At 53.7% G+C, this 20953-nt stretch carries 10 protein-coding genes; 5 read left to right on the top strand and 5 right to left on the bottom strand.

The features are described 5' to 3' along the window. Positions 1 to 187: 187 nt before the first annotated feature. Positions 188 to 352, top strand: a complete 165-nt coding sequence (locus P4G45_RS01170) for a hypothetical protein (RefSeq protein ID WP_348267869.1) — start codon at positions 188 to 190, stop codon at positions 350 to 352. Here P4G45_RS01170 and P4G45_RS01175 read toward each other — a convergent pair. The 5 genes from P4G45_RS01175 to P4G45_RS01195 form a co-directional block, all read right to left on the bottom strand. Next, positions 349 to 921, bottom strand: a complete 573-nt coding sequence (locus tag P4G45_RS01175; protein ID WP_348267870.1) for a CDP-alcohol phosphatidyltransferase family protein — start codon at positions 919 to 921, stop codon at positions 349 to 351. The genes P4G45_RS01170 and P4G45_RS01175 overlap by 4 nt on opposite strands. Positions 922 to 1114: 193 nt before the next feature. Then, on the bottom strand, positions 1115 to 3163 hold the full coding sequence (locus P4G45_RS01180; protein ID WP_348267871.1) for a beta-L-arabinofuranosidase domain-containing protein: 2049 nt from the start codon (positions 3161 to 3163) through the stop codon (positions 1115 to 1117). 159 nt (positions 3164 to 3322) lie between these two features. Continuing rightward, a complete protein-coding gene (locus P4G45_RS01185; protein WP_348267872.1) occupies positions 3323 to 3973 on the bottom strand; it encodes a response regulator transcription factor in 651 nt (216 codons plus the stop codon). Beyond that, positions 3945 to 6134, bottom strand: a complete 2190-nt coding sequence (locus P4G45_RS01190; RefSeq protein WP_348267873.1) for a sensor histidine kinase — start codon at positions 6132 to 6134, stop codon at positions 3945 to 3947. Before P4G45_RS01190 ends, P4G45_RS01185 begins: the two co-directional genes overlap by 29 nt. Then, positions 6131 to 7144: a substrate-binding domain-containing protein gene (locus P4G45_RS01195; RefSeq protein ID WP_348267874.1), complete on the bottom strand. Its 1014-nt coding sequence runs from the start codon at positions 7142 to 7144 to the stop codon at positions 6131 to 6133. The genes P4G45_RS01190 and P4G45_RS01195 overlap by 4 nt, the downstream gene beginning before the upstream one ends. Before the next feature lie 587 nt (positions 7145 to 7731). Here P4G45_RS01195 and P4G45_RS01200 point away from each other — a divergent pair. From P4G45_RS01200 to P4G45_RS01215, 4 genes are all read left to right on the top strand, one after another. After that, a complete protein-coding gene (locus P4G45_RS01200) occupies positions 7732 to 10971 on the top strand; it encodes a carboxypeptidase regulatory-like domain-containing protein (RefSeq protein ID WP_373695289.1) in 3240 nt (1079 codons plus the stop codon). 498 nt (positions 10972 to 11469) lie between these two features. Continuing rightward, a complete protein-coding gene (locus P4G45_RS01205; RefSeq protein WP_348267875.1) occupies positions 11470 to 14019 on the top strand; it encodes a hypothetical protein in 2550 nt (849 codons plus the stop codon). Between the two features lie 1059 nt (positions 14020 to 15078). Beyond that, positions 15079 to 20154, top strand: a complete 5076-nt coding sequence (locus P4G45_RS01210; RefSeq protein ID WP_348267876.1) for an Ig-like domain repeat protein — start codon at positions 15079 to 15081, stop codon at positions 20152 to 20154. Between the two features lie 192 nt (positions 20155 to 20346). Then, on the top strand, positions 20347 to 20931 hold the full coding sequence (locus P4G45_RS01215) for a hypothetical protein (RefSeq protein ID WP_348267877.1): 585 nt from the start codon (positions 20347 to 20349) through the stop codon (positions 20929 to 20931). The last annotated feature ends 22 nt before the right edge of the window (positions 20932 to 20953 follow it).

Below are 20953 nucleotides of genomic sequence, written 5' to 3' on the forward strand. Positions count from 1 at the left end.
TGCTCTCAGACAGGAATCGGCGGAATACCGACAATTCCAGTCCTAGATAGTGTACGTCCGGAGAGACTGTCATGCAACCTTCTTTAACTATCCAAATTATCGGCTGAAGCCGTGAAAATTCACACGAAACTACCTTGACAAGCCGCTTCGAGACGGGCAGAATCCATACCATTCACTCCTTTCATTCATGACCCCAAAGTGCAAACATCCCATCGTTAAGATTGTCGCCCGCGAGGACGATGCCGAGTTCGTCGAGTGCCAGAGCTGTGGCGAAGTATTTGATTCTGCTGAATTTACCGATATCGCCATCGAAGAGGCAGACGCCGCTGAAGAGATTCCAGCAGACGACTAGACCGCAGTAGGCTGCTGGCCGTTCATTCGACGGATCACAATCCACGCATACTGCGCTGCCGAGAGCGGTGCCATCACTGCGATGGTCTCCAACAAGCCGTCGCGCATTGCCGTGATGTGATGCCAGGCAAAAACTTTCTGACAGAGTACTGATAACAAAGCAATTATCTGCATGAAAGTATTCAGCTTGCCGAACAGGCTGGGACGGAAATCCCGCAACGAGCCGGTCGCAAACAGTAGTGTGGCGATCAGCAGAATCCCCAGATCACGGCTGAACACCAGGACGGTGACATAGCGTGGCATCAGGCTGACGTGTGTAAATACTACAAACAAGGTACTTAGCAGCAATTTGTCGGCGATAGGGTCAAGATATTGTCCGAGCGTCGTCCGCTGGCTCAACCAGCGCGCCAGCAAGCCATCCAGCGCGTCGCTGATGCCGGCTAGAATAAATAGGGCTAACGCGCCCAGGTAGTGGGCGTCCAGTATCTCTATGATTAGAAATGGAATAATGAACAAACGCATCAGCGTAAGCAGATTCGGTGCGGCGCGAAATTGCTTAAGAAAGGGCACGGTGCGTCTGTCAATCTTAGCCTAAGTCGAGCTACATGTTGCCCTAGCTGTCCCCTCTCCAATCTCACGCTCACCGATACGCGGCCCGGTTTCCGTGGTCGGAGCTTTTTGCCCGTGGATCTGCCGGTTGTGTCGCTCCCGTCATTTAGTTAAAGGACATTTGCAAGAGCGTGACTGCTGCTTCCCATATCGATCACGTTCTTTTGGCTTGGGGGAATGCAGTGATTCGCAGCTTTGCCGCGGCATACGGGACAAGTGTTATCTGCTCTTCGGGCTGATTGCTGTTGACCGGACTCTGCGGGACAGGCTCAGCCACCCCATCGACCGCAAGCCATTCGTGCAATCTGTGCGCCTTCACCTGCAACTTCACCGGTGTACCCTTCAGGCTGAAGGGTGATGCGCCGACAGGTTGCTCCTCCACGGGAAGCCTGCCTGCATCTTCCTTGTCGACAGCGAGGGCATAGTTCCAGGAGGTAGAAGGGAAGACCTGCCAGTCTGCGGTCATTCCGCGATCACGCAATTTCACCCAGCTTTCGCCAATTGGGTAAGAAAAGACCAGCGGGCCGCGTTCGAGTGAGGCGGAGTCCTTGTATCCGGACAACAACCTGGGCGCCAGAGGGAAGTTTAGCTCGACGACATCTCCAGATTTCCAGGTACGTTCGATTCGCGCAAAGGCAGCAACGGCAGGGGTGGCCTGGGCCTCTCCGTTGATGTGGATCGTCGCGCCGTCGGCCCATGCGGGAATGCGGAGCCGCAACGGAAACTTCACGGATGCCGATGGATTTATCGTGATACGCACCGTCCCACGAAATGGATATTCAGTCTCTTCGACGATATGAACTGCTATACCGTTTACCATCGTCCGGACTTCGGAGGGCGAGTATGCAGCCGCGACGAGGCCGCCATCGTGCGATGCCATCCAAAGGCTTGCAGCGAACTTTGGCCAGCCTTGATGGAAGTTCGCCGTGCAGCAGCCGAAGTTAGGCTCAAGTCCGTAGAGGTTTGATTCGGGGCCGTCGGTCGTCCATGGCTTGTGGTGCAGACTGCACTCGACCTGGTTGGGTTCCTGGTTGTACTGATGCGCCCACATATCGTCGGTGAACGTCCCTGGCAGGGCGTTGAAGGCAATGCGCTCCAAGCGGTCGCCGAGCGATGCATCGCCAAGGATGACCAGCGACTGCTCAAGCGAAAACATGGTCTCAACGACGGTGCAGAGCTCGGAGCCCTGCGATGGATTGAGCCCAGCGAAGTGTTCATCGCAGGAGAACATGCCGTTGGGGAGACCATGATATTTGTCGAGCTCGGCGAGCATCTGGTGTACTGCCTGTCGGTCGGTTTCGTCATTGGAGATGACCGACCAGACTGGAGAGGCTTTGATTGCCTGACCATTGTTGACGCCGTGAGTCGCCAGGGCGACGTCTTTCAGGCCACCGCCTTCATTGAGTTTGATGAACTCTGGTGTGATCCGCTCGGTATATTTGAAGTCGGCGAAATCTGCCTTCCAATTGAAGCCTTGCTGATGAAGGAGGCGGGCGAGATCGAGCAGCTTGGGATCGCCGGTGCGGTTGTAGAGCCAGATGACAACGAGAGCGTTGTCCTGCCAGCGAAACTTGCCCCAGTCGCGTAGAGGCCGTGTGGGCAGCGTCTTCAATTGATAAGCAAAGTAGCGCGTGAGCAATGGAATGACACGTGGATCGCCGGTAGCCTCCTCATATTGCATCAGTGCTTTCAGCATCACCATGCGCGGCCACCAATCGTCATTACTGGGAGGGCCGATCATGCCGTTGGCGGCCTGGTGCGTCAGTGTCCACTCGATGTACTTCTGCGCCTTCGCTTTGAGATTTGCGTCATCGAGCAGATACGCGAGCGGAAGGAGCCCGTCGACGAAGTATGGACCACGTTCCCACGCTTCCCCTGTGCCGCCTAGCCATGCGCTGTTGCTGCCTACATCGGCCCACGTTTCGTCGAGGTGTCCGCCGAGGCCGCTGGCTTGAATCTGCAACTGGCTTCGCAGCCAGCCCATTGGGCGAACAGCGCCAAGCGGAAGGGTATAAAAAGCATTCGGCGCGAGTGGCGCACGGTTTCTGATTGCAGCGTTAGAGGGTGCAGCGATTGGAATAGACGGGGCTTTCGAGAGCGCATGAGCAGCGCGGCCAGTGACCGGAAGAGAAGCCAGGGCTGCGGCTCCTGCTTGTTTAAGAAAGCGCCGGCGGCTGGCGAATGCTGAAGAAACCGTTTTCATTTTCTGAAACTCCCGTGCCCAACTCTGCACGTCGAAAGGTGACTTCAACGTTATATTGATCGCGATTGCGATTTCGCAGACGCGTTGGTGACAGAATTAGTGTCACTTGTTCCAGGCGTCGAGGTCTATAGGTCAAATGAGCTACTTACTTCAGTGCCACTAATCGTCAACGGTAATAATGCCTCGCTGGATGGCTGTGGTGGCGGCTTCGGTGCGGTCCGAAACCTCGAGCTTTTCGATGATGCTGTTGACATGATTTCGCACGGTGTAATCACTGATGCCGAGAGCGTGACCGATCTGCTTGTTGGTGGGGCCTTTGGCAAGCATCTTTAGAATTTCTAGCTCGCGAGCGGTTAGTTCTGTGCGCATCATGCGTTCGGCGAGACGCTGAGCGATCTGCCGTGGGATGTAGCGCTTGCCCGCGTTCACAGCGCGAATCGCTTCCAGCATCTCCTTAAATGGTGTGTCCTTCAGCAGATATCCCTGGGCTCCGGCCTGCACGGCGCGGTAGATGTCCTCGTCGGTCTCATAGCTGGTGAGAATGATGGCACGTACGTGTGAGCCACTCTTTTTTGCGGCGACGAGCATGTCGATGCCATTGAGCCCAGGCATGCGAAGGTCAAGGAGCACAACATCCGGATCATCGCGCTGGATCATCGCGAGTGCCTCTTCGCCGCTGGATGCGGAGCCGATGACTTGCAGCTCAGCCTGAGTGCCTAACATGCTGGTAAGGCCTGCACGAACGACCGGATGATCGTCGACGATGAGAATGCGGATGGGGTTAGCGAGCGGATTTGTCGTGTTTGTCATATTTGCTATTGGCCTGGTAAGTCTTTAAATATTTCCATAGAAACTGTGGCCACGAGAGAAATGTGATGCGCGGAGGAAGCATCGCGTCTACACGAACCTGCGTGCCTTCTTCCGGTGCACTCACTATCTCAAATTTTGCAGAGATACTGGCAGCGCGCTTGCGCATTCCGCGTACACCGAAGCCCGACAGACTGCCGCTTTGAGCAAACCCGAGGCCGTCGTCGGCGATCAGCATGGTGACAATATTTTTCTCGTAGTGAAGAGAGATTTTGATGGTGACCGGATGCGCGTGACGCACCGCGTTGGCGATGGCTTCCTGCCCGATCCGGTAAAGCGTGTCTGTAATGCGCAAAGGCAGGTTGCGAATATCTCCGCTGCTGGAAGCCAGAACCTGTACGGAACCGCCTTCGACCATGCGCCGCGCACAAACCTCAAGCGCGGAGAGGAGGTCGCCTGATTCGAGCGATTCAGGACGCAGCGTAGCAATACTGCGGCGTGCTTCTTCGTGGCTGTGGCGAACGAGATCGGTAGCGAGATTGAGCTGCTGATGGGCCGTGGGCAGTTCTTCCGGGATGCCGCTCCTGATTGCCTCAAGCTGAAAGCCAATGCCGGCAAAACTCTGTGCCAGCGTGTCGTGCATCTCATGGGCAAGGCGCTCACGCTCCTCCAGAACCGCGCGAAGCCGCCAATGCTCAACCCGCGTGTAAAAGTAATTTGTAAAGAGTGCAAGTACGAGAATGCCGAACGCGAGAGTGATCAGATGCCCCGCGCTGAACCACGGCGGCTCGGCCAGTACATCCACATCTTCGGGCGAGCGCAGCAGGAGGACGAAAGGCGTGAGGTTATGGGTAAAGGCGGGATCGACGACACAGACACCGCGCAGGCGAAGCAGACTATTCGGCTTGAGCTTGGCAAAGAGATAGTCTCCGCGCCCGCGATTCAGGATGGCGCGAAACGATTGTGAACCGGCGTCGAAGTCGAACAGCAGCGTGTTGCCGGGACCGTATGCCTTCTTGCGCAGCCGGCCCTCCACCTCGATAAAAGTTGCATTGAACGCTCCGGTGGCAGCCTGTGACGCGGAGACCGTAACGGCAGGCATCGGCGTCCCCTCCCACAATGCGTGGACAGTTGCATGTTCAAGACTTGAAGTGAAGTCGGTTGTACGAATCTGTCCCGTAACTTCTACTTGATCTCCAACTTTTAGCGATGGCGATATAGGCTCGGGAACGGAGACTCCGCCGGTGGAGTCCTGCACAAATAACAGAGGGGCGGTAAGGATGACGCTTCCGCGAATAGTCGCCGTATTGAGGCCGGCGAAGGACGCGAGACGAAGGCTACTGATTGATTGAGTGTTTGAGCTCGAGTGAAAAGTATATGCATCGCCGCGCGGGGCAGGTGCAGAGAAGCCAAGAATGCCAGATTCTTCGCCCGGAGAGCCCTGCTCGGAGGCGCTTCCGGTTATCTTCGCGGGGCCTGTTATGGCGAGAATATCTTTCTGCGAGGCGGCACGAATGACAACGTTGCGCCAGATGCCGCCCGACACGTAGGAACGCAGACCAGCGCGGCCCGAGGGGATGCAATGTGTATCCGTCACCTTGGCGAATGTGGGTTGCGTATCTGGTGAGATAACGGCAGAGGCCACGATCTGGCAACCATAAGCCAGTAACTTCAGGTGATACCACTGCAATGCCTTCACTTGGCCGTGGCCGGGAGCGAGTTTGACGGTCGCCTCCATCCATCCATGCCCGGCACGGCCGAGGACCAGTGCATTGTCGAGACTGCGCAGACCTGCATAGTAGCCGGTATAGGCATCCACTCCCTGCTCCTCGTCGCTGGAGCGGATAATGAGCCCGGCGTCACCGCCGCCGCTCAGAAGCATAACGTCGGCCTCAATCAGATAGTTGCGCCAGTAATGGGAGCCGGTAAGCAATTTGGCTCCGCGCTCGTCCGAGTCGTTGCGCATCGAGCCTTTCACGATCTCCCATGTGCCTCCAAATGCCTTCCATTCATCGGCTCTGCTTTGGGCGAATGAATCGTGATACGGAAGTCCTCGACTGGGGCTGCGCAGGTAAGCGCGCAAACCAAAGCCGGCGAGCGCCAACAGCGCGCAGACCAGCGCAGCGGATCCCACCCATCGACGATTTTGAAGAGGACGACTCATGGCGTATGACTCAAGTTCCAGCCAGGGTTCCAATCCATCGTGGTCATATGGCGTACTGCTTCACTGTTAGCGTTGGCACGCGTAACCAGGATCGGCTCCAGAGTAATAAGGGCTGGCGCGGATTTTCCACTGAGTCTCGCGTGGATGAGCTTTACTGCAAGATTGCCCATCTTACGAGTATTCTGCACGACAACAGAATCCAGACTTGGCGAAGTGAACGAAAGGTCCTCTGGATCAAAACTGATGACCTTCGCTTTGAACTTTTCCGGATTGTTGTCGATAGTCGACATGGCTCCGCGCGCCGACGGCCACATCAGGGTGACGATCGCATCCAGATCTGGATGGGCATCGAGCGCCTCTTCCGCTACCTCCTGCTCGTGCGGCACATTGAAAGATCCCGTATGCGTTTCGACTATATGTATCTCTGGATTGTTTTGAGCCAGGAAATGCTCGAAGCTCTGAGCACGCACCATGATTCCTGCTATATCTGGATTGATGCCAAGGATGGCAATCGTGCCCCGGCCATGCAGCAGTTGCGCAACTCGTCGCGCTGCAATGCGGCCTCCTTCTTCCTCGTCGTTCAAGATGTAAGAGAGCTTGTCTCCCGCAGGAACAGGGATAGAGGAGCTGACAATCACAATAGGGAGTCCCCGCGCCAAAGCGCGTCGAACCGGTGTAATCAGGGCCAGCGACTGGTTGGGGGTAAGCACCAAACCCTGATAGTTTCCGGCAACTACATGTTCGATGAGCGCAATCTGCCCTGCTATGTCATCTTCGCGCGTGGGCGCATTCCAGTAGATTTGCGCGCCGAAGCCTTCAGACGCATCCTGAGCGCCGCGATGTTCGGGTTCCCACAGCAGACTTCCAGAAGTGCGTGGAATTACGGCGATGGTTACTGACTTCCGGTTATGACAACCGACAGAAAACAAGAGTGAAAGCATAGCCAACGAAGTCAAGCTGGAGCGGAAGCAGATGCATGGATGACCAAGGTTGAAGGAAGAAAGTTTCATGAAGGCGCGGGCTGAGTTTACGCTGTGCTACTTACAACCATCAAGGCATCGACCTCATATAGGTCATATGACCCATAAGAAACTAGCCAATCCAACCCATGCGGATGCCAATCTTCAGGGCGTACTGTTTTGTGACTCCTCGATGGGCTTCTTTTCATGTTACGAAAGGAAGTGAGGATTGCCAGATTCCATACGTGTCGACAAGATCTTTTGTATTTAGCTGGTTCAAATAATTTTATGGATCACAGTTTTTAGCAACGAATGCGTTTGTTATGTAAGCGGTTTCATCGCAGGCTCCCGAGTTCTTTGTTTCGCAGGGCTATACCGTCGGCGATAAAGCAATGGACAGTGCACGCAGCGAATCAGTGGCCATTTTTTTCAAACTTTCTGGAGGCATTATGAACGATTCTTCGCCAATAGCCATGAAACTTTCCTACCTGCGGAAGTTATCAGCGGCAGGGATAAAGCATTTCGCAAGACTATTTACCAGCGTCGTATTCTGCGTTGCTTTATTGACATCCGCGACATGCTGGGCGCAATTTAGCGGCAGCCTGCAAGGATCGGTTCAGGACCCAACCGGGGCTGCAGTGCCATCCGCGATTGTGACTCTGACCAACGTGGATACCAATGTCAGCCAAAAGGCCACCGCCGATGCTTCGGGCGTGTATCGTTTCGCTAGTCTCGCGCCAGGGAATTATCAGGTTTCTGCCGCCGCTACGGGATTTGCCGGTTCAAAAACGGCACTGACTCTAAGCACAAATGAGACGCGCAACGTTCCTATCGTATTGTCGGTGGGGCAGATCAGTTCAACCGTGCAGGTCACCACGCAGCAACCATTGCTCGATACTGCGGACAGCCGTAACCAACTTACGATTGATAAAGCAGCTCTCGATAATCTGCCGTTGGCAGCTCGCAACCCGCTGGCGCTAGTTACTCTCGCCCCAGGCGTGACCGGACTCGGCGCCGGGACTTCCACTAACTTCAACCCGGAAAACTCAGTTGATGCCAGCGCCAACGGTCGAGGCGCGAACGGTAATCTCTATGTGGTCGACGGTCTGGATGTGACCAGCAGCATCCGTCCCGGCGTCGTGAACCTGACGCCAAACGCAGATTCGGTTGCAGAGGCGAATGTGCAGACCAACACCTATACGGTTGATTTTGGACGAGCTAGTTCTATTCAGACTGTTATTACGACACGCTCCGGAACGGATGCTTACCATGGATTCGCGAGCGAGTACTATACCTACCAAGGTCTTGCTGCGCGCGGAGAATATGGAGTGCCCGCGGGTACGCGTGTAGCGCCCTATCATACGAATAATCTTTCATTTGGCGTTGGCGGCCCTGTTATCCCGCATCACAAATTCTTCTTCTTTGCCGGCTATGAGCCGTATCTATCGCTCACCTCCAATGGGGCTTCTAAACAAACCTATGAAGATCCTGCATTTGTTTCTTTTGCCAATGAAGTACAGCCGAACAGTCCTGAAGTGCAACTCATCAATAAGTACAAGCCGACCAATGTGATTTTCAGTAATGTGCAGCAGACGGCAGAACAGGCATTCGGCAAGCAAGATCTCGCAGCCAATACGGGATGCGGAACGCCTTCGACCGATAACATTCCTTGCAGCACTCCGGTCTTCGATCAAGGCAACTTCAATTCGAGTAGTTACAACAACTCAAAACAATACAACGTCCGTCTCGATAAATATTTCGATAAAGACCGTGTTTATGGCCTGTTTTACCGCGATACGATCAGCACCGGTGGTCCGGCAATTCGTCCTGCCTTCGCGACAACTAACAACTATTACACCTTCTCCATCCAGGGTAACGAGACGCATACTTTCTCGCCCAACACGCTGAATGAGGCATTTGTTGGATACAACCGCATCGAAGGTTTTGCGCCATCGGGCGGTAACTTTACCGTCCCCGTTGTGAATGTGACTGGATTGGGGGTGGGCTTCGGCTCTGGATTTGCGTTAGGTGATTACATTCAACATAGCTACCACTGGCGCGATGTGCTGACTCACATCCATGGCTCGCACTCGTTCAAATTCGGATATGAGGGCTGGCATGGAGACGATGTGGCCTTGTTTGCCGCGGCGTATGCTCAGCCTTCTTTCCAGTTCAACAGCCTCATCGATCTCATCAACAACAATCCATACTCCGAGGGTAACCTCTCCTACGATCCAGTCACTGGCAAGCCCAAGGCCAACAACTATGGTTATTCGCAGACGACTGCGGGCGCATTCGCCGAAGATACCTGGAAGGTATCTCACAGCCTTACCGTCAACTACGGTATTCGCTACGATAACTTTGGCAATGCCTATCCCTCGCTGGCGGGAACAGGGCTGTCGAACTTCCAACTGGGATCAGGCTCAACCTTTCAGCAGCGGGTCGCCAATGGTGTGATGACGGCGCAGAGTCATGTATTTGCAAAGGATATGAACTACGTGTTCAGCCCGCGCGGAGGCTTCGCCTATGCTCCTGGAGAGAGCGGCAAGTGGCTCGTTCACGGCGGTATTGGCTTGTTTCATGATTACTTCACGCTGGGCAACTCCGAGAATGGACTGAGTGCAAATCCGCCGGGATTCGTGAGACCTACGTTCTTCAACAATGGATCCACTGCTGCACCTGTCTTTGGTTACGGCACGCAGAATAGCTATCCATTCGGCTACCAGTATCCGGCGTTCCAAGGGCAGCCGCTCGATTCGAAGGGCGGAATTGCCGGTTCGCAAATAGGCGTCGGCGGCGTAGACGGAAATCTCAAGAGCCCCTTCACGATTAACTATTCGCTTGCGATCGATAGGCAGATCTCACCAGATTTCGTTGTGAGTCTCGGCTATGTTGGATCACACTCGGGAAATTTGATTGCTGCGGGCGGCAACACGGGAAACACTTCATACGGAAATGATGTGAATGCCTATGCCGGCGATCTCATTCAACACATAAAATGCACCGAGAGCAGCACCAAGAATACCTGCAGCGGCACGCAAACCCGTCTCAATACGAGCTTCGGAAATATTAACTATGCCTTCAACTCTGCCGTAGGAAACTACAACGGCCTTATCGTCTCAGCGCGAGGACGTTTTGCTCGGCGTGGTTTTCTCACCACATCCTATACGCATGGTCACTCGCTGGACGACTGGCAGAACTATCCAGTTGGCTACCCTACAAACCAGTTCTATGCAAACTCGCCGTATGATGTGCGCGACCGACTCTCAGTTGGCATCTCTTATGAACTTCCAGGCTCACAGTTGGGCAACGGCCTGGAGAGGCGGGTATTGGGCGGCTGGACGGTGTCCGGTCTCTCCGTCTTACAGTCAGGGACGCCATTCACAGTCTTCACGGGGGCGGCGTTTGCTGCACAGCTCATCAATCCCGCGCTTCCGGCTACCGCAGGCAATCTAGCCTTCGCTCCTGGAAGCGGCGACTTCAACGCCGATGGCAATAACAACGACTATCCCAGCATCACCTCATATAAGCAGAGCCATAATAGGAAGGACTATCACACTGGTCGCGGAGTGCTCGCCGCATGTCCGGCCGGAGTCGTCCCTTGCGGCAACTTCACTCTTCCTGCAATCGGCACGGAGGGCAATGAGATGCCTAACCAATTCCGGAATCCCGGCTATGCTGACGTAGACTTCACGTTGAAAAAAGTGACACCGATCACGGAGCGAATCAATCTTGAGATTCGCCTCGATACGTTCAACCTCTTCAACCGCGTGAACTATCAAGGTGTCGACACTAACCTCCAGGACGGAAACTTCGCCCAGAGCACGGGCACCAATCCTGCAAGAAATATGCTGCTGGGTGGCCGTCTCAACTTCTAAACGATGGCCGCACCCTCTATCCAGCGGGTGCGGCTATCTTCATTATCAGCATCATCAGGGGGGCGGTTGCAGGCGAAGCTGTTCCCGACGACGCGCTGGTGCAATATCTCCTGGGAGAACAATCATCTCAAAGCACCGAAAATGCTAAGGACTCAACTCTGGTGCCCGGCATCGCGGCGGCAAAGCGGGGCAACCGAGCCCGATCCGGATCACCCGGCCACTTACGATACAACAGGCGGAGCTTGCACCGGCATAGGATCCGAACGGTCAAGGTGCGCTCTATCAGGAGATTATGGCGCGGCGTCGATCAGGCGATACGACCAAGATTGAAGCTCTGACCGAGGCTGACGACATCTCGCAAGGAGAATGGGCGAAGGCAGCAAGATGCCGATCGTTATCGATTACAGGACGAGATCAGCTACTGATGGATGCCGCTCATGCACCTGAGACAGGTTCAACGTACGACACCCTAATAAGACATCTGGAGAGAGCATGTCCATGATTGAACGACGATCTTTTTTGAAGTTGCTCGCGGCCGCAGGCCTCACGTCCACGCTGGATCCAACTCTTCTCCATGCGGAGGCAGCGCATCTGTCCGGGCGGAAGGGCGCTTACGCGCCGGAAAATATCGTCAATGAGTATTACGAATTTTTGCCGGGTGAACGAGCCGCGCTTGCAACCGCGCCGTCACTTAAAAAAGCTAATTCGATGGGTGTGCAACTGCGGACTGGGGCAAGCAGTCACACACTCTCCGTCGGTGAGACCGTAGATGGGTGGCGACTCCTTGCCGTAGTCGACATGAATGGCACAACCACCGCTGTCTTTGAAAAGCATGTCACTCATCGCGGAGCAATCGCCTTCGTCACCGCCGAGGAGGGAACAATTGGGATGATCCCCACGGGCATCGGAGATCTGGCGAAGATACGACCCCGGCAGATCACGGCGCCTGCTGATGTGCAGTTGAGGCGTCGGGCCCGTTATGTCCCAGGCGCTGACGTACCGGGCGAGTACATCCTGAACTCCAACGATGACCCCTGCTACGAAAATGTTGCGGCTCTGGGCCCGGAGTTCATTGGCTGGACGCTTGTTGCTAACGAACAGAGCGGTCCTATGCGTTCGCTCTTCCTCGAACCGGATGGCACCTCTCGCGAATTGAACAACGATCCTCCGCAGGCATCATGGGCTCCGGATGAATTGAGCTCCATCTTCGATCCAAAGGATTTCTTTCCTAACGACAATGTCTACCTTTGGAAGTACGAGAAGGGCTTCAGCAAGCGAACACTGGTTGGCGGCTTCTGCCCGGCAGCAGATATAGGAGTGTGGAATGAGCAGCACCAATGCGGCTACGAGGCGATGGTACTGCTTCCTGAAGGCGTTGACGCAAGACCTATCGCGCGTGTCAGGATCATGATCCCCGAAGATCAGATCACGCCCGAGATGCACATTTATCGCGATGCGCAGAACCGTGCTTTTATAGATCGATACGCAAATGGAAGCGCGCACTCCTTTTTTAGTGCGCTAGCAGGCATCTGGAATCGTTGGAACACTTTCTTCGAGGAGTCGATGCCGGTGACGATCCCTGACGAGTGGCTGCGCGATAGCGCAAGGGCTGGAATCATGTTGTCGCGATGCAGCTACAGGGGGCTTGAGCCAACCTACCAGATTGGAGAGGGTGCCTACACGAAGATTCCAGAGCGAAGCCATGCTCTGTTTCCCGTTGCGCAGTACGAGTTCATCTGGGCGCAGCAGCTATGGAATCTGACCGCATCGAGCGACGAATACTTCCAGTTTTACCTCGACAAGTATGTGCTGCCCGATGGCAACTTTCTCTACAACGTGCAGGACCAGGTGGAAGCGCCGCTCAACGTCGGATTATTTCTCGCGAACTCGGCACGAGGATATTTCTACAGACGTGATCTCAAGGTGTTTTTAGAGCGACTGCCTATATTACGAAGAATGACCGACTATGTTCTTCACCGGTATGAGTATTCCAAACAGAGATATGCTCCCAACGATCCGCACTACGGCCTGATCTGGGGATCTCCGGAGGCGGACCTCGGCGACCCGTTAAATGATTATCCCAATTCGCATCCGTTCTACTATCAGAACGCCGCCGGTGTGTGGCGAGGCATGCACGACCATGCACTCGCGCTTACGGCTGCGGCTGTTGTCGATCCCACGCTCGCTACCGAAGCTACGCGCTTTACGGCAATTGCGGCAGAGATGAGAACAAACATTCAGCGGTCGCTCGCGACGACACTGGCCGCGATGAGCCCGGCGATGAAGACCGCGGAAATCACCCCGTTTACTCCTGAAGATACCAATCGCGATCCGAAGCATCTCTTGAGCTACGAGAACCACCGCTTCATGCAGGACTGGTTCCTCGCTGACTGGGGCGACCAGGCGCTGGACCTTGGGCATCTGAAGCATCGATCCATCGCGGGGATGGAGCTGGTGGGCCTGCACATTGATGGAGGGGAGCAGCGAACGTCCAACTTCATGGAGCACGGAACACTTGCCGTCAAAATCCGTCAGGACGACTACCGTTCCTTCCTGCTCACCCTTTATGGTCTTGTCTGTTATACAGCCGACTCTGGCAATCGCTACTCTCCTGAGGACGCCCTGATTCCCAGAGGCTATGCGGGTGAGGGCAACAAATACGGGTGGTCTGCTGTAGTGAACTCGGTGCTGCAACCTGCGCTCGGACTCCGGTGGCTGCTTTGTTATGAAGAGAGTGATGCGGACGTCTGCCATTTGCAGAAGGCCGCTCCGAAACACTGGTTCAGGGAAGGAGAACGGATCGCAGTCGAACGCTGTCCAACGCGTTTCGGTACCGTCGGCTGGAAGACGGAATCTCTTGCCAACCGTCAATGGCGCGTGACACTCAATCTGCCGGAGAAATTTGACTGCACTCTTAAAATCCATATCCACCCCTCAGATGGGCAGGCAATTACAACGGCCTCGGTGGGGCAGGTTGAGAAAAACTGTGTCACGCTTGGCAGCGGCATCTTGGCCAGCCAGCGCACGGTGGAGATCAGGATTGGATGATTGGTTCCAGCTGCTGAAGGCGACGCGGTTCTCAATTGCAGGGATAATCTTGTGCAGCCGATTGAAAGGTGGGCTGCCTCCACTGCGCTCGAAGCGGAACTTCGGATGGTATAACCAGCGGCGGGTGAGAGGTTACGGTACTCAAACTGGCTAAGCAGATCAACATGCGACTGGAGTGACATCTTCGTTGTAATCGTCCGGAGATGCCTCGCTGGTCAGCATTTGGCCAATGCACTGGCTGTCTTGCCGGGCGAGATGCGTGGCAATTATTGACAGAATTGATCATCTTGAGCAGGTTTCTATCGTCCACGCCCGATCTCTAAATTCCACGTCAACTTATTCGGTAAGCAGGAAAGTATCGGCTCTTCTTCACACCCGTCCTCCCGTTCGATTTCCGAGGACTCCAGCTCCGATTTGCGAGACATTTCCCGAAGCAGGTCACGGTCATTGCGATACCACTCCAAAAAACCAAGGTAATTTAAATAATTTGCGTCCATCAAATCACTTTGTGGTAAAACGTTGCGATAGCAAACAGGGCTGTTCTTTCGTAGCTTGGTGCAGAGTGTTAAGACGCCTCATTATTTTCACCCAGACATGATATAAGAAAAATAGCTCACCAATAGAAGCTGTTTTCGACCTTCTGCTTATGCGGGACGTGCCGTCTTCTTCTCTGGTTTAGCCACAATTCAAGTGGCCGATTATTTATCTGCTGGTTCTAACGTTTAGGGTTCTGTTCATCGATCTATTCAACCAGTCGGGCCAAATAATTAGGACTATTTCTTCACTTCAAGCCTGGATTCATCTTTACCTCGGCTATAGCGGCTCCTTGTGATCCGGATCTGCGCTATCGGTCTCATCTCCATTAGTGTTTCAGTTTGACCATGAGTTCTCGTTAGCGATAGCCCGGAAGTTGTATACGGACAGCGACCCTTTGGTAATACGCAATGTGGCGTGTAGCTATTACGTTAGTTACAGCTCCACTCAGCTCAGCAACACATAACCATAACCGTGACGTAACGTTTACGTTCAGAGTAAACACGGACTCGGAGAGAGAGCAGCATGAAAAATTTTCTTCTTTTTATCCTCCTATTTTTGACACCCCTTGCTTATGCGAAAAAAATCACAGGTCTTGCGCTGAACTATCAAGCCGCAACATTGCAGACTGGTAGTAGCTTCCAGTTTTCCGCGACCTGCACATACGCTGATGATTCGACAGATGACTGCAGTGCGGCAGGCGGCGTCACATGGAGTACAAGCAGAACCTCAGCACTCACGGTTAGCAATACTGGTCTTGCGACCTGGGTTACTGGTCCGGCCGCAGGCGTGTACGACTATGGTTATGTGATCGTCACCGCGGGCACGTTGAACGATCGTGCGACTGTCTATGGACAGCATATCGGCGATACCTGGTATCAATATCCAACACCGGACTATCGTAATTACTCCACCCTTAATGTTGTGATCGGGTCCACGGTTACCATTGGTTCGGGTGTTGAAGTCAACCGTACGGATACCAGTGTCACAGGGGAGCCCTTTCAGAATTCATGTAACTGGTCAAGCTCGGATCCGACAAAAGCCACGGTCGACCGGCACGGGCAGGTGACGGCTCTGGCTGCAGGGATCGTGACAATCACTTGCGGAAGAGAAGGGAATGGAGTCTTCGGCGACAGTTCGATGAATGGCTGGCAGGCGCCAGGAAATATTATTACGCTGAATGTAGTTACCGGTGGAACGGGAAATCAAACTTGGTATGTGCGGCCGGATGGCGGCTCTATTTATAACGCCTCCACCAGTCCTGCCGGGTTGTGCGATGGACAGTCAAATCTACCAGCAATAGGAGCTAAGGCACATCATTGCGCAGTCGACAATCTGCGCGACCTCTGGGCGGATGGTGTGAACCCCTATCAGGAGCAATGGGTCATATCTGGAGGGGACACCGTTATTGTGGCGCCCACTGCCGCTGGAGTTGGGTACAACATGAACCTCGACGCGGCCAGCCCATACCAGAACACAAACCCGGGACCGTCCTTCACGCCTATCAACTGTAATGGTGACCCAAATTGCACGATGCCTCCGATTCCTTCTGGAACAGCAGGCAACCATACGAAAATTCTCGGAGCTAACTACGCTAATTGCCATTCCGATTCGGCGAAAACGCAGCTGAACGTATCGTATGCTGGGTTTGCGGGAATCAATGTGGCTGATTCTCAATTTGTAGATGTCGCTTGTTTTGAAATAACAGATAAAGCACAGTGCGCTGTCGACGGCGTTTTCAACAATGCCTGCAACAACGACGGTAGCAACTGGGGAAAGTACGGAATCAGCTCCACCGCCTTAGCCAGTCAAGTAAATTTTAGCGATATCTTTATTCATGGCGTCGCCCAGGAGGCATGGATAGGCGCGACCGGTGTTGGCGTTGTTCTGGACCACGTCCATATCAAGGGTGTTCCTTTTGGAGGGATTGATATGGATGATGCCCCTTGGGGGTCGTCGAACATATCAGTAGCTGGTGGCCTGACGATGAACTATTCGACCACCGAATTTGTAGGATGCGTAGAAGAATATCCGGTAGTTCATAACTATCCTTACATCGAGTGCCGCGACCAAAACACGGGCGCTTATGGTGACGGATTAGGTACTGGCAGCACGGTAGGCGCCTGGAGTTTTGACCACGATCTATGGTTTGCAAATTTCCAGGATGGCCTGGACCTTCTTCATTCAGGAATGCAAACGCTTAGCGTTACAAACTCACAAAGCATAGCGAACGATGGGCAATCCTATAAGATCGGTTCCGCCGATACAGTCGTGTTCAGAAACAACCTCTCCATAGTAAATTGTGCCCGTATAGGCTCTGTGTTTGGTGATGAGCCGGCAAGTGCGATCGTCCCCGGAGTAAATCTCTGTCGAGCGGCAGGCGATGGATTGGTATTTCACTTCACGGATCTCGGATCATATACAGTTCAGAGCAATACCTTCATCGGATATAACGCAACTCCATTCGACCTTATTTGCGAGGATGCGTGGGACTTTTGCTCTGGAGCTAGCTCCGTGTTCCAGGATAATGTCGTACTAGGCTACACAAACCCTGCTTACAATCAAGGAATTGCGCCAGGGCTGTTTTACACGGAAACTGGGCATGGACAGGTATATCCGGCAAACTATGGATGGTCGGTTCGAGATCATAATCTCTACTACGGAATTCGTCCTGAATGGTGCCCACTTCCGTTGCAGATTGGCGAGACCTGCAATACTGCAAGCCCCTCATTTACAGGACAGCCCAGCTCGCCCATATCGGCAGATTCGCAACTGGATAATTTCGACTTCACGCCGTCAACGTCCAGTCCGCTGGTCGGTAAGGGACTGACTATTCCTGGTTTACTCACCGATATTTTCGGCCTTCCCCGTTCACACCCCCCATCCATTGGTGCTGTAGATGCAAGCGATGGAACAAATGGGCCCGCACCGAATGCGTCACAGGTAGCGTTAGCCGTCAACCCCAACACCATAAATGTGAGCCAGGTAGTTGTGATGACCGCGACAACGACTGCGGTTGATGGTGTAGTTCCCACTGGTACCATTTCATTTTTGAACGGATCATCTCCTCTTGGAACTGCTACCCTCGATACCTCCGGTGTAGCCACTCTCTCACTCTCGTCGCTTGCAGCAGGCACGTATGCTGTGACCGCCTCATACTCTGGAGATACGAGTTATGCCGCTGCGGTATCGAGTGCGGTAGCCTTAACAGTTAATTCGTCAACGACACCTCCTCCTATAACGACGACACCTCCTCCTGTAACAACCACTCCTCCTCCTGTAACAACCACTCCTCCACCCATAACAACGACACCTCCCCCAGTAACTGCCACGCCCGCAGACCTCTCAATCCAAATCGGCCAACCCACCTATGGATTCAATGTTATTCCGGGTTCAACTCGTCGTATCTTTGCTACAGTTACGAATGGAACAACGAACCAAGTCGTCTGGTCGGTCAAATCGGGTTCAGCGCAGATCTCTTCAACGTCTGGGTCATGGATCGATGTAACCGCTCCGACGGCAGGATCTTCCTGTTCCTATACGGGAACCAGCGCCAGTTATGGCGTTAAGTCCGCGACCGAGTTCACCATTGAAGCTGCTTCAGCGGATGACAAAACTAAGACGACATCAGCTACTTTCAATGTATGCAAGCCTGCCGTAGAAGTTTCCGTTGTTCCGTTCTATCGTGCACTCTATTCGAACCAGCCGGCCGACGTGCAGAGTCTCGTGCTCGGTTCCACGAACCAAAACGTTCACTGGGCAATTACGTCGCAGCCCAGCGGGGGAGACGGTAAACTCACCGATTCAACTTCTCGCGATACTCTCTTTACAGGGACTGTTCCAGGACGCTATCAACTTACGGCGACAAGCGTAGCAAACACTGGAGTAAGTGCGACCGCGATCATGTATGTGACTGGTCATGAAATACCGTATCGCGTCACTCCTAATCAAACCGAGCCAGTAGATTGCACCGTAGATCCATCAATGCTGGGTACCGTATATGAAGTCGGCCCCTCGCAGGCATTCAAAACCATCGCCTCCGTGCCGTTTTCAACAATGGCCCCTGGATCGACAGTGCGGTTGCATAACGAAGATACGACCGGTTTGCACCCGACCGTGTACCACGAGTATCTAGAAATATCTCAGCCAGCCACGGCAGCGCAGCCATTCCGTATGTGTGGTGTTCCAGATGCTATAGGAGATCTACCCATCATCGATGGGGCGAACGCAACAGGGCAGCCGGGTACGAGCAATGACCCAACTGGTTATGGGCTTTTGACGATTCATAACTCCAACTCTTTTGCGTACTGGCCAAAATTCGTCGCTGCGCAATACGTAGTCATAGAGGGCATCCAATTTCGCAACGCAAAGCCCGGCTACAGCTACGGATCAAAGCAAAAGTGGCAGAATTCCGCGGCATGTATTCATATCCGCGAAGTGCAGAACGCTGCTTTTGTGGGAAATGATATTGGAAACTGCGGCAATGGTGTGTTGAGTGACTTCAACAGCAATGGCGGTTGGGGGTCATCCGATCTGAACATACTGTGGGAAGGCAATCACATCCATAACAGCGGAATTAGCGGCTCAAATCTCGATCATCAAATGTATTTGCAGTCGTGGGGAAATATTGTCCAGTTGAACCGCATCGATAACTATACGAAGGGAGCGCTGGGCGCGAACATCAAATCCCGCGGTCTTCAGGATATCTTTCGTTATAACTATCTAGGCGATGGAGCACAACGTGAGATGGATCTCGTCGACGTAAAGGATGCGCCTGCTTACATGTCCTTTGCGGGATTTCTGAGTGGAGGAGCTAACTCTTTCCATGCTTTGTATCGTAATGACAGCTATCCCGCCAACCAGATTGCCGCAGAGCAAGAAGCGTGGAACTCGCATTACGTCTATGGAAACATCTATGAAAACAGTACATCTGCAGCCCCAATCCACTTCTCGATGGACACAAGCGGAGGGGAACTCGCGCGAAAGGGCTCTCTTTACTGGTATAACAATACGTTTTACGAAAAGGGATGCTCTAACTGCTCCGCTAACTTGTGGACCCTGTTCGACACGACTGGAGGAAATAGCACCTACTATCCCCAGGCTGAGTTTCCGACCGTTCAGGCCTATAACAACATTATTTGGATGGACAGTACGACTAACCCAGATTTCGAGTGGAACAACTACTCCGCGTTCATCGGAATGGGTGGCGGAAATACGCTGCCGTCAAACTGGGGAAGCGATTTAATGACCGGAGGTGCAGGCTCTGGCTGGAATAACACTTCAACGACTGACGCATACCAAAATAGTCAGCTTCTGGATCTGCACGTGACCGGCTTCGATACGAGTGACATAGCAACTACTGGTTCTATTCCCTTCGACCAGAACTCGTGGGCTCTCGCTAACCAGATTGCTGTGACCCAGTCAGTGCCATCGGCGGTCTGCGAGATGCCGACGAGATTCGCCTATCTCCCCAATCTTGGCTATGCTGTCCCTCGTTTATCCACTCCGAACGTTGGCGCAACCGATACGGTTGCGGAGACAGCAGCTCTCATCAATCAGACTTCAGGAAGCGGTCAGTACAACACATCAAATTGTCATTGATTGAAACAGAGATCAACCAGGAATTGTGGCCCCTCAAATTAGGCGGTGATCTGAGGGCGTGATCCGGGGCTCATGTAACCGCGCAGGTCGTTTCGGCGAACCCCGATACGACCTGCGCCTGCCAAGCCAGCACGCTTCATGACAATGTTTCGGTAGACTCATAGAGTACGTTTGCTTTGAGGGTACTTATTCATGAAATTCCGGTTATTTGCTTTAGTCGTCGGTTTATCTTTGACGACCGTTGCGGCCCAAGCTCAGTTTGGCCTCTATCTCAACCCCATCGCAACCCACGTGAGCAATGCGCAGGCCGATACGGGCCCTTTCGCTTTTCTCGGCGAAAACGCCACCTCCAGAATGTTCTACGGCGTGGATATGGGAGGCTACTATAACTTCTATCAGCAGGGCAAAACCGAGGTTGGCGTGGATATCCGTGATTCCATAGTGCACGGCAATAGCGCGTCGCTTAACAGCTTCCTTGTCGGAATCCGTGTCGCTGCCAAACCATTTAGCCGTCCGCTCAAGCCTTATCTTCAGGCCTCGGTCGGCGTCGGCACCACCCGTCCCCCCACTAGCATCGTACGAGTTAACAGGGCCCAGTATGGGATTTTCGGGGGCGCCGATTACTCACTCAATCGTCATGTAGATTTCCGCATCTTCGAAGTAGGTTTCAACTCTCTTGTGACCGCCAGCAGTTCCACGATCGGCGGTAGCAGCAGCAACTTTCCTGCTTCCCGGTTGCTGAGCGTCAGCACTGGATTTGTCTTTCGCTTCCGCTGAGTTGCCCCGCGTAAAACATCTT

Origin of the sequence: Edaphobacter paludis (assembly GCF_039993895.1) — a bacterium.
Lineage (GTDB): Bacteria > Acidobacteriota > Terriglobia > Terriglobales > Acidobacteriaceae > Edaphobacter > Edaphobacter paludis.